At 59.9% G+C, this 14,721-nt stretch carries 14 protein-coding genes; 3 read left to right on the top strand and 11 right to left on the bottom strand.

Going from position 1 to position 14,721, the window contains the following annotated elements; genetic code table 11:
* Positions 1-81 precede the first annotated feature (81 nt).
* Positions 82-1,233 carry a M14 family metallopeptidase gene (locus M5G18_RS06255; RefSeq protein ID WP_273898999.1) on the bottom strand — a complete coding sequence of 384 codons (1,152 nt, stop codon included), beginning with the start codon at positions 1,231-1,233 and terminating at the stop codon, positions 82-84.
* A 97-nt stretch (positions 1,234-1,330) separates the two neighbouring features.
* Here M5G18_RS06255 and M5G18_RS06250 point away from each other — a divergent pair, with 97 nt between their 5' ends.
* The gene (locus M5G18_RS06250; protein ID WP_143492966.1) at positions 1,331-1,549 is read left to right on the top strand and encodes a hypothetical protein; all 219 of its coding nucleotides are present in this window, start codon (positions 1,331-1,333) and stop codon (positions 1,547-1,549) included.
* A gap of 163 nt (positions 1,550-1,712) precedes the next feature.
* On the opposite strand, the gene M5G18_RS06245 is transcribed toward M5G18_RS06250, so the two are convergent.
* Positions 1,713-2,051 (bottom strand): DUF6124 family protein, encoded by a 339-nt coding sequence (locus M5G18_RS06245; RefSeq protein ID WP_007951520.1) that lies wholly within the window; start codon positions 2,049-2,051, stop codon positions 1,713-1,715.
* A 129-nt stretch (positions 2,052-2,180) separates the two neighbouring features.
* Between M5G18_RS06245 and M5G18_RS06240 the strand changes: the two genes are divergently transcribed.
* Positions 2,181-2,837, top strand: a complete 657-nt coding sequence (locus M5G18_RS06240; protein WP_273899004.1) for a LexA family protein — start codon at positions 2,181-2,183, stop codon at positions 2,835-2,837.
* 39 nt (positions 2,838-2,876) lie between these two features.
* Here M5G18_RS06240 and M5G18_RS06235 read toward each other — a convergent pair whose 3' ends face one another.
* From M5G18_RS06235 to M5G18_RS06220, 4 genes are read right to left on the bottom strand one after another with little or no spacing between them, the layout of a single operon-like run.
* Positions 2,877-4,826, bottom strand: coding sequence for an acetyl/propionyl/methylcrotonyl-CoA carboxylase subunit alpha (locus M5G18_RS06235; RefSeq protein ID WP_273899005.1), 1,950 nt, complete (start codon positions 4,824-4,826; stop codon positions 2,877-2,879).
* Positions 4,826-5,641: a gamma-carboxygeranoyl-CoA hydratase gene (locus M5G18_RS06230; RefSeq protein WP_273899007.1), complete on the bottom strand. Its 816-nt coding sequence runs from the start codon at positions 5,639-5,641 to the stop codon at positions 4,826-4,828. The genes M5G18_RS06235 and M5G18_RS06230 overlap by 1 nt, the downstream gene beginning before the upstream one ends.
* Before the next feature lie 13 nt (positions 5,642-5,654).
* Complete coding sequence (locus M5G18_RS06225) at positions 5,655-7,262, bottom strand: carboxyl transferase domain-containing protein (protein WP_096822301.1); 1,608 nt, start codon at positions 7,260-7,262, stop codon at positions 5,655-5,657.
* A gap of 12 nt (positions 7,263-7,274) precedes the next feature.
* Positions 7,275-8,438, bottom strand: coding sequence for an isovaleryl-CoA dehydrogenase (locus M5G18_RS06220; protein ID WP_273899010.1), 1,164 nt, complete (start codon positions 8,436-8,438; stop codon positions 7,275-7,277).
* A 201-nt stretch (positions 8,439-8,639) separates the two neighbouring features.
* Here M5G18_RS06220 and M5G18_RS06215 point away from each other — a divergent pair, with 201 nt between their 5' ends.
* Positions 8,640-10,337 (top strand): AMP-binding protein, encoded by a 1,698-nt coding sequence (locus M5G18_RS06215; protein ID WP_273899011.1) that lies wholly within the window; start codon positions 8,640-8,642, stop codon positions 10,335-10,337.
* A gap of 100 nt (positions 10,338-10,437) precedes the next feature.
* On the opposite strand, the gene M5G18_RS06210 is transcribed toward M5G18_RS06215, so the two are convergent.
* From M5G18_RS06210 to M5G18_RS06190, 5 genes are all read right to left on the bottom strand, one after another.
* The gene (locus M5G18_RS06210; RefSeq protein ID WP_273899013.1) at positions 10,438-10,797 is read right to left on the bottom strand and encodes a DUF6124 family protein; all 360 of its coding nucleotides are present in this window, start codon (positions 10,795-10,797) and stop codon (positions 10,438-10,440) included.
* 88 nt (positions 10,798-10,885) lie between these two features.
* Positions 10,886-11,251 (bottom strand): DUF6124 family protein, encoded by a 366-nt coding sequence (locus M5G18_RS06205; RefSeq protein ID WP_273899015.1) that lies wholly within the window; start codon positions 11,249-11,251, stop codon positions 10,886-10,888.
* Between the two features lie 1,070 nt (positions 11,252-12,321).
* Positions 12,322-13,221, bottom strand: a complete 900-nt coding sequence (locus M5G18_RS06200; RefSeq protein WP_273899017.1) for a hydroxymethylglutaryl-CoA lyase — start codon at positions 13,219-13,221, stop codon at positions 12,322-12,324.
* Positions 13,222-13,250: 29 nt separating this feature from the next.
* Positions 13,251-13,652, bottom strand: coding sequence for a MerR family transcriptional regulator (locus M5G18_RS06195; RefSeq protein WP_007951507.1), 402 nt, complete (start codon positions 13,650-13,652; stop codon positions 13,251-13,253).
* A gap of 55 nt (positions 13,653-13,707) precedes the next feature.
* Positions 13,708-14,652, bottom strand: a complete 945-nt coding sequence (locus M5G18_RS06190) for a LysR family transcriptional regulator (RefSeq protein WP_011334997.1) — start codon at positions 14,650-14,652, stop codon at positions 13,708-13,710.
* Positions 14,653-14,721: the final 69 nt, after the last annotated feature.

Below are 14,721 nucleotides of genomic sequence, written 5' to 3'. Positions count from 1 at the left end.
CAACCTGATTGGGTAAAAGTCTGCGCAAAAAAAAGATCGCAGACAGGCTGCGATCTTTCGTGAAGCGAAAATCCGAGGGGATTAGCGCAGGGTGTCGACCATGTCCGCGATGGTGGTCAGCACGTCCTTGCCCAGTTGCTTGGAGCGCTTGCCTGACCAGCCGGTGAGCGGGTTCGGCGCGTCATCGTGATCCTTGAACGGCATTTCCAGGGTCAGCGCCAGGCAGTCGAACTTCTGGCCAACGCTGTTGCAGGCCAGGGTCATGTTGGCCTGACCCGGTTCGTCGCGGGTGTAGCCGTACTTGGTCTGGAAGTCTTTGGTGGTGTGTTTCAGGTGGCTGCGGAATTGCTCTTCGAGTTTTTCCAGTCGCGGGGTGTAGCCCGGATTGCCTTCGCAACCGGCGGTGAACACGTGGGGAATTTCTTCGTCGCCGTGTACGTCAAGGAACAGATCGACGCCGTACTTTTCCATCTGCTGCTGTACGAAAAGTACTTCCGGGCTGACTTCCTGACTGGCGTTCTGCCAGGCGCGGTTCAGGTCCTGGCCCATGGCGTTGGTGCGCAGGTGACCGTGGAAAGCGCCGTCCGGGTTCATGTTCGGCACCAGGTACAGGTCGGCGCTGGCCAGCAGTTTATTCAGCACCGGATCGTCATGATGTTCCAGGCGCTCGATCACGCCTTCCATGAACCATTCGGCCATGTGCTCGCCGGGATGCTGCTGGGCGATGATCCAGATCTTGCGTCGTCCTTCGGCGCCAGTGCCTTTGCGTAGCAGCTGGATGTCGCGGCCTTCGACGCTTTTGCCGGTGGCCAGCAGTTCGGTGCCGGCCTTGGTCAGCGCTTGCTCGATCAGCCAGTCATGACGGCCACGGCTGTAAGGTTCGAAATAGGCGAACCAGGCGTGGGTCTGCTCGGCCTCGAGGCAGAAGCGCAGGCTGTCGCCTTCGAATTGGGTCGGAATGCGGAACCAGTTGACGTGGTCGTAGGAAGCGACCGCCTGATAACCGGTCCAGGCCTTGTTGTAGGAGGACTGGCTGGCGTTGACCAGGCGAAACCAGTGTTCCTGATGAACATGCAGGCCGCTGGCCTTGAAGTGGAACCACTGGAAATGGGCGCTGCGGGTATCTGGCCGAATGGCCAGAACCGGGCTGAGCGGATTGCTGATGTCGATGACTTGGATGTTGCCGCTGTCGAAGTTGGCGCTGATGTCGAACGAAGATTTGGCCACGGTCATAATCGGTTCCTGAATATGATTTTTATGGCGGCTACTTTACACGCAAGACAGGGGTGAAACCGAGGGGAATTGCGGGTTGCGGCGGGGGGCGTCCTCCATGACGCGGATGCAGCTTAGTGGCTGTGCGATTGATTCTCAAGTGCTAATTGGCATTACTTTGCCCCAATGTGGCCGGGGTCCGCTTGCCAAGCAATATTCTTTTGATATTATCCGCGCCATCGAATTTGCGGCACCCAAAGACTTCATTAGCCTGAAGCCACAAGCCAGAAAACTGGCAAAAAAAAGACCCGGCAAAAAGCCGGGTCAAAAACCGTGATTAGCCTGATGAGGAGATAGTCCAGAAGACCGACCTAAGGTCTCTGGTCCATCGACTGATCTCGCGACCAGCTGCTTGCAATAATAATCATTATCATTTGCAAGTCAAATGTTTTTATCTGCGCGATTGGAAAATTCTTTCCCGTCCCTCCGAACTCCCGTCTTCAGCGAACCGCGCCATCGAGCGAGTGATCAACCATCGCCCGCGCCATGTCCACCATGTGCACGACCGAAAACGCCAGATCCCGACTCACGCCCTGCAAGCCGTCCGCCGCCTTGAACGCCGTTGCCGCTGCACATCGCAGCAGATCAGAGGCGTGGACCAGGGATTCTTCGCCACTCAGATTGCTGTTCACACCGAAAAAGCGCTCATCCACTTCCGGTTCCGACACAGCTGGTTTCAAGTAATAGTCCAACGCCCGCTGCGCAGCGGCGCACCCTTGCGGGGACGTGAAGGTGGTGTCCATTTGCAGATCGGGCAAGTCTTTACTGGTGATATTCATGGTGAAAGGTCACTCCTTGGTCGATTCAAATCCGTGACTCAAGCATAGTACTATCAGTATTTGTGACCAGAATTTAAATACTACAATATGTGTTTTGCCGGCCGCAGGCGTCCACGTATGGTGCCGCACATGGATAAATGGATTGAGTTGGTCAAGGCCAAAATGAGTGAGCTCAACGTCACTCAAGTCGAACTCGGCGAGCGCGTCGGCATGTCTCAGGGCGGTATCGGCCATTGGCTGAACAAGCGCCGCGAGCCCGGCATCACGCAGATGAACCGTGTGCTGAAGGCGCTGGGCATGGAGTATCTCGAGGTCGCGGTAGTGATTCGTGAACCGCAGATCGATGCGGATGACGAAATGCCTCTGGCGCAGAAGTACAACCCTTACTTTCGCTATCCGGTCAGCGAGTGGAATGTGCCGGTCGAGGCCCGCGAGAGCCAGCCTGCGTATTCGAGTGCCAAGGACAAGCGGCGTTTCGAGCTGACGGATTACCACGCCCGTGGCCCTGCGTTCTGGCTCACCGTGATGGGGAATGCGATGACCGCGCCCACCGGGCAAAGCATCGGCGAAGGGATGATGATCCTGGTGGATCCTGCGCTGGAAGCCGAGCCCGGCAAACTGGTGATCGCCCAGTGGCCGGACAGCGACGAGGCAATTTTCCGCAAACTGATCGAAGAGGGCGGCCAGCGTTACCTGGTGCCGCTCAATCCGACCTGGCCGAAAGCCTTGTTGACCGACGAGTGCCGAATCATCGGTGTCGTGGTTCAGGCATCGGCCAAATACTAGTCAGATCGATCCTCGCCAGGCGTAGGATCGATCCACCTTTCACGCTTCTTCCAGTTCGACCAGTGCACTGCCTTCGCTGACCATTTCGCCTTCCTGGCAATACAGCGCCTTGATCACGCCGGCGTGGGGCGCGCGGATGCTGTGCTCCATCTTCATCGCTTCCAGCACCACCAATTGCGCGCCGGCCTCAACCGATTGCCCGGCCTCCACCAGCACTCGCACGATGCTGCCGTTCATCGGCGCAGTCAGACCGCCCTGATGGCTGTGACTGGCTTCGACAGCGCTGATCGGGTCGTAGGTTTCAACGCGTCGCAGCTCGCCGTCCCATTGCAGAAACAGGACCTCTCCACGACGAATCGCCCGCAGCTGTCGGCGCAGCCCATCGTGCTCGACCACCAGTTGTTCGCCGAACAGTTTTGCATTGCCGCCAGCACCGAGCGTCAACGCCCGATCCTGCCCCTCGCAACTCAAATGCAGAGTAATTTCACGAGGCAACCCGGCACGCAAACCGCTGTGAAGCGCCCAAGGCGAGGCCGGATCATCTTCCCGAGCGATCCCCGGCAGACTCTGCGCAAAAGCCTGCGCCGCCGCCTCCCAGAACTCCTCACTTAGCGCAGCAGGCGCTGGCAACAGTTGCTCCTGATAGCGCGGAATGAACCCGGTATCCAGCTCCGCCGCCGCAAACGCCGGATGGCCAATGATCCGTCGCAGGAAGTTGATGTTGGTCTTCAACCCGCCAATCGCAAACTCATCGAGCATGCTCAGCAACCGCAAACGCGCCTGCTCACGATCCTCGCCCCAGGCAATCAGCTTGCCGAGCATCGGGTCATAGAAAGGCGAAATCTCATCGCCTTCCTCAACGCCGCTGTCCACACGGCGCCCCGGCCCTGCGGCGGATTCGCGATACAGATCGAGGCGCCCGGTCGCCGGCAGGAAGTCATTCGAAGGATCTTCCGCATACAACCGAACCTCAATCGCATGCCCGTTCAGCGGCACCTGATCCTGAGTGATCGGCAGCGCTTCCCCCCGGGCGACGCGAATCTGCCAGGCCACCAGATCAAGGCCGGTAATGGCCTCGGTGACCGGGTGCTCGACCTGCAGCCGCGTGTTCATCTCCATGAAGAAAAACTCGCCGCGCGCGTCCAGCAAAAACTCCACCGTGCCGGCACCGACATATCCGATGGCCTGCGCCGAACGCACAGCGGCTTCGCCCATCGCACGGCGCAGCTCCGGACTCAGCCCCGGTGCCGGTGCCTCTTCAACGACCTTCTGGTGTCGACGCTGAATCGAGCAGTCGCGCTCGTTCAGGTACAGGCAATTGCCATGTTGATCGGCAAACACCTGGATTTCCACGTGACGTGGCTTCAGCAGGTATTTCTCCACCAGCATCCGCGAATCGCCGAACGACGACTGCGCTTCACGCTGGGCGGAGGCCAACGCTTCAGCCAACTGGCTGACGTCCTCGACAACTTTCATACCTTTACCACCACCGCCGGCCGTGGCTTTGAGCAGCACCGGATAACCGATGCGCTCGCAAGCATCGCGGAAGGTGTCCAGGTCCTGGGCCTCACCGTGATAACCCGGTACGAGTGGCACGCCGGCAGTTTCCATCAGGGCCTTGGCGGCAGATTTGCTGCCCATCGCGTCGATGGCCGAGGCGGGCGGGCCGAGGAAAATCAGGCCCGCCGCTTCAATGGCGCGGGCAAAACCAGCGTTCTCCGAAAGAAAGCCATACCCCGGATGAATCGCCTGAGCGCCGCTGGCCTTGGCCGCTGCGATCAATTTGTCGATTTGCAGATAACTGTCGGCCGCTTTGCTGCCGCCCAGATCAACACGGATGTCCGCTTCGCGGCTGTGCCGCGCTTCGCGGTCGGTGGCGCTGTGCACGGCGACGGTGGTCATGCCCAGCGCCTTGGCAGTACGCATGACCCGACAAGCGATTTCGCCACGGTTGGCCACCAGCAGGGTGGTGAGAACAGGTGCGCTCATCAACGCGGCTCCTTGGTGGTGGTTGCGGCTTGCCAGCTCGGTGGACGTTTCTGCAGAAAGGCCCGCAGACCTTCCTGGCCTTCCGGGCTGACACGGATGCGGGCGATGGCGTTTTCGGTGTAGCGGCGCAGGGCCGGGGTCAATGCGCCGTTGCCGACTTCACGCAGCAGATCCTTGCTGGCGCGCATGGCGGCGGGGCTGTTGAGCAGCAGGTTGTCGATCCATTGTTCGACTTTCTGCTCAAGCTCGGTCGCCGGATAGCTCTCGGACAACAATCCGATTTCCCGCGCCCGCTGCCCGCCGAAACGCTCGGCCGTCAGCGCATAACGCCGCGCCGCGCGCTCGCCGATGGCTTGCACCACGAACGGGCTGATCACCGCCGGTGCCAGGCCAATGCGTACTTCCGACAGACAGAACTGCGCGTCGTCCGCGCCAATCGCCATGTCGCAGCAACTGATCAGACCCAGCGCGCCACCGAACGCCGCGCCTTGCACCACGGCCACGGTCGGGATTTTCAGTTTGGCGAGGTTGTACATCAGCTCCGCCAGTTCCCGGGCGTCGTCGAGGTTGGTGTGGTAATCGAGTTCGGCCGATTGCTGCATCCAGGCCAGATCCGCGCCGGCGCTGAAGTGCTTGCCGCGCCCGCGCACCAGCAGGAAACGCAGGGTGGCGTCGCTGGCGACCTTGTCCAAGGCCAGGATCAGTTCGCGGATCATCTCGGCGTTGAACGCGTTGTTCTTTTCTTCGCGGCTCAGCCACAGGGTCGCGAAACCCCGTGGGTCGCTCTGCAATTCGAGGGTGTTGAAGTCGCTCATGAGGTTCTCCCGATCACATCCGGAACACGCCGAAGCGGCTCGGTTCGATAGGCGCGTTCAACGACGCGGACAAGGCCAGGGCCAGCACATCGCGGGTCTGCGCCGGGTCGATGACGCCGTCGTCCCACAGCCGTGCGCTGGAATAGTAGGGGTGACCCTGTTCTTCATACTGGTCGAGAATCGGTTGCTTGATCTCGCTTTCCTGCTCGGCGCTGAACGCCTGGCCGCTGCGTTCGGCCTGCTCGCGCTTGACCTGAACCAGTACGCCGGCCGCTTGTTCGGCGCCCATCACGCCGATTCGCGCGTTCGGCCACATCCACAGGAAACGCGGATCGTAGGCCCGCCCGCACATGCCGTAGTTACCGGCACCGAAGCTGCCGCCGATGATCACGGTGAATTTCGGCACCTTGGCGCACGCCACGGCGGTCACCAGTTTTGCGCCGTGCTTGGCGATGCCGCCGGCCTCGTATTTCTGACCGACCATGAAGCCTGTGATGTTCTGCAGGAACAACAACGGAATGCCGCGCTGGCAAGCCAGTTCAATGAAGTGCGCGCCTTTTTGCGCGGCTTCGGCGAACAGGATGCCATTGTTGGCGAGGATCGCGATCGGGTAGCCGTGCAGATGGGCGAAACCGCACACCAGCGTCGTACCGAACAAGGCTTTGAACTCATCGAACACCGAACCGTCGACCAGCCGCGCAATCACTTCACGCACGTCGAACGGCTGTTTGGCATCCGCCGACACCACACCGTACAACTCGTCGCTGGCGTACAGCGGCGCAATCGGCGCGCGCTGTTGCACTTCGCCGAGCTTGCGCCAGTTGAGGTTGGCGACGCTGCGGCGGGCGAGGGCGAGGGCGTGCTCATCGCTTTCGGCGTAATGGTCGGCGACCCCGGAAATCTTGCAGTGCACATCGGCCCCGCCGAGGTCTTCGGCGCTGACCACTTCACCGGTCGCGGCTTTCACCAATGGCGGGCCGGCGAGGAAAATCGTCGCCTGATTGCGCACCATGATCGCTTCGTCCGCCATCGCCGGCACATAAGCGCCGCCGGCGGTGCAGGAGCCCATGACCACGGCAATCTGCGGAATGCCCATGGCGCTCATGTTGGCCTGGTTGAAGAAGATCCGCCCGAAGTGCTCGCGATCCGGGAACACTTCGTCCTGACGCGGCAGGTTGGCGCCGCCCGAGTCCACCAGATAAATGCACGGCAGACGGTTTTGCTGGGCGATGGTCTGGGCGCGCAGGTGTTTCTTCACGGTCAGCGGATAGTACGAGCCACCTTTCACGGTCGCGTCGTTGGCGACGATCATGCACTCGACGCCTTCCACGCGACCGATCCCGGCAATCACGCCGGCGGCCGGCACGTCTTCGCCATACACGGCGTGGGCGGCCAACTGGCTGATTTCCAGAAACGGCGAGCCCGGATCGAGCAAGCGGTTGATCCGCTCACGCGGCAGCAGTTTGCCGCGCGAGGTGTGACGTTCCTGAGCTTTCGCGCCACCGCCCTGTGCCACTTGGGCGAGCAGGGTGTGCAGGGCGTCGACCTGTGTGAGCATCGCCGCGCTGTTGGCGGCGAACTCCGCTGAACGGGGGTTGAGCTGGGTATGCAGGATAGCCATGGACAGCTCCGTTTAGCGGGTTTCGTTGAACAGTTCGCGACCGATCAGCATGCGACGGATCTCACTGGTGCCGGCGCCGATTTCGTACAGCTTGGCGTCACGGAGCAGACGGCCGGCGGGGAATTCGTTGATGTAACCGTTGCCGCCGAGAATCTGGATCGCGTCCAGGGCCATTTGCGTGGCGCGTTCTGCGGTGTAAAGGATCACGCCGGCGGCGTCCTTGCGCGTGGTTTCGTTGCGCTCACAGGCCTGGGCCACGGCGTAGAGGTAGGCGCGGCTGGCGTTGAGCTGGGTGTACATGTCGGCGACTTTGCCCTGGATCAGCTGGAATTCGCCGATGCTCTGGCCGAACTGCTTGCGGTCATGGATGTACGGAACGATCAGGTCCATGCACGATTGCATGATCCCGGTCGGGCCACCGGACAGCACGACGCGCTCGTAATCGAGGCCACTCATCAGCACTTTCACGCCGCCGTTGAGCACGCCGAGGATGTTTTCTTCCGGCACTTCGACGTCATCGAAGAACAGTTCGCAGGTGTTGGAGCCGCGCATGCCGAGCTTGTCGAACTTGTTGCTGCGGCTAAAGCCTTTCCAGTCACGCTCGACGATGAACGCGGTGATGCCGTGCGGGCCTTTTTCCAGGTCGGTCTTGGCGTAGATCACGTAGGTGTTGGCGTCGGGGCCGTTGGTGATCCAGGTCTTGCTGCCATTGAGGACGAAACGGTCGCCGCGTTTATCGGCGCGCAGTTTCATCGAGACCACGTCGGAGCCGGCGTTCGGCTCGCTCATCGCCAGAGCGCCGACGTGTTCGCCGCTGATCAGCTTCGGCAGGTATTTGGATTTCTGTTCGTGGTTGCCGTTGCGGTTGATCTGGTTGACGCAGAGATTGGAGTGGGCGCCGTAGGACAACGCCACAGAAGCCGAGCCACGGCTGATTTCTTCCATCGCCACCACGTGCGCCAGGTAACCGAGGCCAGCGCCGCCGTACTCTTCCGGCACGGTGATGCCGAGCAGGCCCATGTCACCGAACTTGCGCCACAGATCGGCCGGGAACAGGTTGTCGCTGTCGATCTGCGCGGCGCGCGGGGCGACTTCTTTGGCAACAAAGGACTGAACCTGATCGCGCAGCATGTCGATGGTTTCGCCGAGGGCAAAGTTCAGGGATGGGTAGCTCATGGGTCACCTTTTGGCTTTTTTGTAGGGTGGGGAGAAGGGCGTTTCAGTTCTCACCTTTACGTTAACGTAAGCCTGTGACGAATGGCTGTCAATCACCCTTTACGTTAACGTCAACTTGAGCGAGAGTAGAGCCAGTTCTGAATGGTCGGAGCTGCTGTAGCTCCGTTCCAACACCCACTAATAAAGACAATAGGGGTCGTCATGGATCAACCCAGTGCAAACCCGCAGCGCAGCTACACCCGTGGTTCCCAGGACAAAGCCTTGCTGGCGATGACCATCGGGCAGAAGTTCGACGAGACCGTCGCGCAGTACCCGGACGGCGAGGCGCTGGTGGTGCGCCATCAGCAGCTGCGTTACACCTGGCGGCAACTGGCCGACGCGGTGGACGTGCATGCCAGAGCGTTGCTGGCGTTGGGTTTGCAGGCCGGTGACCGGCTCGGCATCTGGGCGCCGAACTGCGCGCAGTGGTGCATCGCTCAGTTCGCCACCGCGAAAATCGGTGTGATTCTGGTCAACATCAACCCGGCCTACCGCAGCTCTGAACTCGAATACGTACTCAAGCAATCCGGCTGCCAATGGCTGGTCTGCGCCGGTGCCTTCAAATCTTCGAACTATCACGGCATGCTGCAAGGCTTGCTGCCGGAACTGGCCGAGCAATCCATCGGCGAACTGCGCAGCGAGCGCCTGCCGGAGTTGCGCGGGTTGATCAGCCTTGATCCCCAGCCGCCTTCGGGTTTCCTCCCATGGTCGCAACTGGCAGATCTGGCCGCCAGTGTCTCTCCAGAACAATTGCGTGAACGCAGCGACAGCCTGCACTTCGATCAGCCGGTCAACATCCAGTACACCTCCGGCACCACCGGTTTCCCCAAGGGCGCGACCCTCAGTCACTACAACATCCTCAACAACGGTTACATGGTCGGCGAAAGCCTCGGGCTGACCGCTGCTGATCGGCTGGTGATTCCGGTGCCGCTGTATCACTGCTTCGGCATGGTCATGGGCAACCTCGGCTGCATCACCCACGGCAGCACCATGATTTATCCCAACGATGCCTTCGATCCACTGCTGACCCTGAGCACCGTCGCCGAAGAAAAGGCCACCGCACTGTACGGCGTGCCGACCATGTTCATCGCCATGCTCGATCAGCCACAACGTGCCGAATTCGACCTGTCGACCCTGCGCACCGGGATCATGGCCGGCGCGACTTGCCCGATCGAAGTGATGCGCCGGGTCATCAACGAAATGCACATGAGTGAAGTGCAGATCGCCTACGGCATGACCGAAACCAGCCCGGTCTCGCTGCAAACCGGCCCATCCGACGAACTGGAACTGCGCGTCACCACCGTCGGCCGCACCCAGCCGCAACTCGAAAGCAAAATCATCGACGAGGCCGGCAATCCGGTGCCACGCGGCACCATCGGTGAACTGTGCACCCGTGGCTACAGCGTGATGCTCGGCTACTGGAACAACCCCAATGCCACCGCCGAAGCCATCGACGCAGCAGGCTGGATGCACACCGGCGACCTGGCGAGCATGAACGAAGAGGGTTACGTGTGCATCGCCGGCCGTAACAAGGACATGATCATTCGTGGCGGCGAAAACATTTACCCGCGTGAACTGGAAGAGTTCTTCTTCACCCACCCCGCGGTGGCGGACGTGCAGGTGATCGGCATTCCCTGCTCGCGTTACGGCGAGGAAATCGTCGCCTGGATCAAATTCCATCCCGGCCACAGCGCCACCGAACAAGAACTGCAAGCGTGGTGCAAGGAGCGCATCGCCCACTTCAAGACGCCGCGTTACTTCAAGTTCGTCGAGGAGTTTCCGATGACGGTGACCGGCAAGATCCAGAAATTCCGGATGCGCGAGATCAGTATCGAGGAGTTGCGCGGTAACGAGGGCTGACAGAATCAAACTGTGGGGGCTTGGCTCCCACAGTTTCAACTTTCTATATCGATCAGAGCCTTCGAAGCCAGGGCGCGGACCCTGGCTTCGAAAGCGGCGCTTATTGCTTTACTTCTACATTTTCCAACGCCTGATTCACCGCCAACTCACCCAACATCACCACTTGTGCAATGCCCAAAAGAGTCTTGCGATTCGGCCCTTCCAGCAGGCCGGCAAAATCACCGAGCATGACCGTGGCTGACGCGAGGGATTCGCAGGCGTTGGCCAGCAAGGATTCCGTGTCGGTTTGCGGGTTGACCATGAACATGTCGTTTGGGGTGTAGGGCGTGGCCATGATCTGGGTTGCGGGTGTCAGGTAATAGTCGAGGGCGCGTTCGGCCGCATCGTGGAGTTTTCTTGAGTCGGGAAATTCGTAGGGGGACACCGGATCTTCTAACGGTGGAATGACGGTCTTGGACATCAGCTGGAACTCCGGAAAAGAGTCGCTTGAGGATTGTTATAGACGGCTGCCAGGCAGCGAGGGGACAAGCCCCTCACCGAGGCGGCAACTACCGCGCGACGTGATGGTTATCCAGCACACGATTGACCAGCAGCTCACTCAGCATGATGACCTGCTGCAGTATCTGCATCGCCTTGCGCTGCGACGGGTCGACGGTGTCGCCAATGTCCCGTGCCATGTCACTGGCCGACGACAGCGTTTCGCACGCTTCGACCAGCAGCGTTTCGTCATCCATGGTTGGATTGACCAGATAGATCTTTCCGGGCTTGCGCGATGGCTTGGACGTCTTCTGCGCCCCGGGATCGAGGTAATGATTGATCGCCCGCTCGGTTGCCGTTTTTATGTTTTCGGCTTCGAGTGCGGCGTCGTAGGGGATTGAATCGGTTTCTGGCGGGTTGGGTGTGGCTTTGAACATACGTGTAACTCCTATCGCAGAACTCAAGGAGCCATCACCCACGCTACCAAACGATGGGTGGCGGCCATACGCGGGTTGGTAGACCGGCTGCAATAGGAACCCGGCGCTCACGAATGAGCCCCACGCATGACCACCATAAAACAAAGCCCCAAAAAGGGCCTGCATACGGTGTTGCCATACAGCTATTACAGACGGGCTACCAAACCCGATCACTGTTTTTCAGTGACAGGGAAACGATATAGCCCACCCCATAGCCGCGTAAGCCGGCGGATTCTGGCGTACGCGTAGGCAACGACGCAAGGTGTTGTAGCCCTTATGGCGTAACGGTTCGTGTAATTTAAACGCGCATGCGACGTCATGTTTACACACAGCGAAAGCCGAGAGCTCGCCGTGTTTTTGTTGGGATTACTCGTACGTGGGGGGCTGGATGTTGAGGCACAAGATCAATTGCCTCGCTGAGATCTTTCCGAGTGAGCGCTTTCAGGAAGATCGAGATGGGGAGGAGATCAGTCGCGGACAATTTCAGAACGCCAGACAGCACAAAGGGGAGCCGAAGCTCCCCTTTAATTTTGTCGTCGCGTGCTCTTTTTTATTATTGAGGGTCGGTCTGTTGTTGTTTTTGGCAACCGTGGCCCTTTACCGCTGTTTTTGGCGACCCCCATCCGGGGTCAAGAGCAAACGTATTTTTTTGAGCGCTGATCTGCTTTCTCGTCTAGCGATCCAACCGATTCGGGAGCTACCTGAAGGTAGTTTTATTGTTCTCTGCCCGGTTGCGGGTCATTCCGAGGAATACCCTGAAAAGCACACCTTCTCCAAAAAAATCTGTTAGCTGCGTCTCTGCCGTGTTGTTTTTGTTATGTCAGAGTCGGTACGTCTTATTTTTATTGGTTTGCTGCTTTTTATTCTTGTTATGCCATAGAGATAGCAGAAGCCGTGCCAACTTTTAAAAACCCTTGTAAATCAAGGGTTTGAGATTTTTGAAGGATTTTTCCTTCAGGCAAAACCAGACAATTTGTTTCCGTGTTACTCGCTTGTGCCCACGTTTCGCGCTCGGCGGTAACACCATCCCCTCACTGTGCGCTACGAGCCTTGGCCACGCGCGAACCGGTCGGGCGACCCAGCACGGCACTGATCTGCTGGCCGGCGGCAATCAAGGCGTCGAGGTCGATGCCGGTCTCGATGCCCAGACCGTTGAGCAGGTACACCACGTCTTCGGTGGCGACGTTACCGCTGGCGCCCTTGGCGTACGGGCAGCCGCCGAGGCCGGCGATCGAGCTGTCGAACACCGCGATGCCTTCCAGCAGGCTGGCGTAGATATTGGCCATGGCCTGGCCGTAGGTGTCGTGGAAGTGGCCGGCGAGTTTTTCTCGCGGTACCTGTTTCGAGACCACTTCGAACAGGCGGCGGGTAGCGCCCGCGGTGCCGGTGCCGATGGTGTCACCCAGCGACACTTCGTAGCAGCCCATCGCGTACAACTCGCGGGCGACCATGGCGACTTGTTCCGGGGCGACCTCGTCTTCATAAGGGCAGCCGAGCACGCAGGACACGTAACCGCGCACGGTAACGCCGTGCTGTTTCGCGGATTCCATGATCGGCGCGAACCGCGCCAGGCTTTCGCTGATCGAGCAGTTGATGTTGCGTTGCGAAAACGCTTCGGACGCAGCGGCAAACACCGCGACTTCCTTGACCCCGGCCGCCAGCGCATCTTCGAAACCGCGCAAGTTCGGCGCCAGTGCGCCATAGGTCACGCCGGGCTTGCGCTGGATCTGCGCGAACACGTCGGCGGAACCGGCCATTTGTGGCACCCACTTGGGCGAAACGAAACTGCCGACTTCTATGTAGCCGAGGCCGGCAGCGCTCAACGCGTCGACCAGTTGCACCTTGTCGGCAACGCTGATGGGCTGGGCTTCGTTCTGCAGGCCGTCACGCGGGCCGACTTCGATCAGGCGTACTTGGGAGGGGAGGGACATGGCGTTGACCTGTTGTAATTGTCGGGAGGCTACTGCGCGACTTGCTGACTCTTGAGCGTCTGCTCCAGCGCCTGCACGCAACGTTCTTCGGCGGTGTCGAGTTCCAGTTTCATCTGTTCGATGTCCAGCAATTGCTGTTCAAGCTGTTCCCGGCGCTCGCTGATTTTCGCCAGCATGCTGTTGAGTTGTTTGGTGTTACCGCTGGAGGGGTCGTAGAGCTCGATCAGTTCGCGGCACTCGGCCAGGGAAAAACCGATGCGCTTGCCCCGCAGGATCAGCTTCAGGCTGACCTTGTCGCGCGGCGAATAGATGCGTTCCTGGCCTCGGCGCTCGGGGCTGAGCAGGCCTTGTTCTTCATAGAAGCGGATCGCCCGCGTGGTGATGTCCAGCTCGCGGGCGAGGTCGGAAATGCTGTAGGTCTGGCTGCTCATGAAAGCGCTCGAAATAAGGTCTTGGCGCTAAGCTAATGGCAGGTTGACGTTTACGTCAAGTAGCGGGCGCCTGCAGCTTGTCGAGCTTCTTCTCGTGCGCTGTCACTTGCTGGCACAACTCGATCATCTGCTCGCGCATCCAGCGGTTGGCCGGGTCCTGATCGGTGCTTTCGTGCCAGTACAAATGGGTTTCCACGGGTGGCACATCGTTGACCGGCAGATTGAACGCATGCAGGTCATGGCGACGGGCAAAACGCTCCGGCACGGTCATCACCATATCGGTCTGCTGCAACACCTGGGACGCCATCAGATAGTGCTGCGAACGCAGGGCGATCTTGCGCTGGATGCCCATCTTGCCCAGCGCCAGATCGACATGGCCCAGGCCACTGCGACGGCTGGAAATATGAATGTGGGTCAGCGACAGGTAATCGTCGAGGGTGAATTTTTCCTTGGTCGCCAGCGGATGGCCCTTGCGCATCGCGCAGACGTAACGGTCTTCCATCAGCTTGACGTGGCGCACCTGCGGGTCGGTGTTGAGCGGCGCATCCACGGCAAAGTCGAGGCGCCCGGCAGCCAGTTCCTTGGTGGTTTCCCGGCGTTTGGACAGAAAGCTCTCGATGATCACTGTCGGCGCCAGGCGACGCAGGCGCTGGAACAGCGGCGGCAAAATCACCGCTTCGGTCAGGTCGGTCATGCTGATGCGGTAGGTCTTGACCGCTTGCGAGGGGTTGAAAATCCGGCTTTCCTGAACCGACACCCGCAGCAGCGACAGCGCGTTACGCACCGGGCCGATGATGTTCTGCGCCATGGGCGTCGGCACCATGCCCTGGGCCGTGCGTACGAAGAGCGGGTCGTTGAAGGTTTCGCGCAACCGCGCCAAGGCGTTGGACACCGCTGGCTGGGTGATGCCGACAATCTGCCCGGCGCGGGTCAGGTTGGCTTCGGTGTAGATCGCGTCGAAGACGATGAAAAGGTTGAGGTCGACCTTGCTCAGATTCATTACGCGGCTCTCTTGTTATAGGTGGAGGGTACAGGTCAGGGCTGCCCGGAAAATCAACCAATCATATAT

The organism is Pseudomonas aphyarum, from assembly GCF_028657055.1.
Lineage (GTDB): Bacteria > Pseudomonadota > Gammaproteobacteria > Pseudomonadales > Pseudomonadaceae > Aquipseudomonas > Aquipseudomonas aphyarum.
This window is presented reverse-complemented; position numbering and strand designations above follow the sequence as displayed.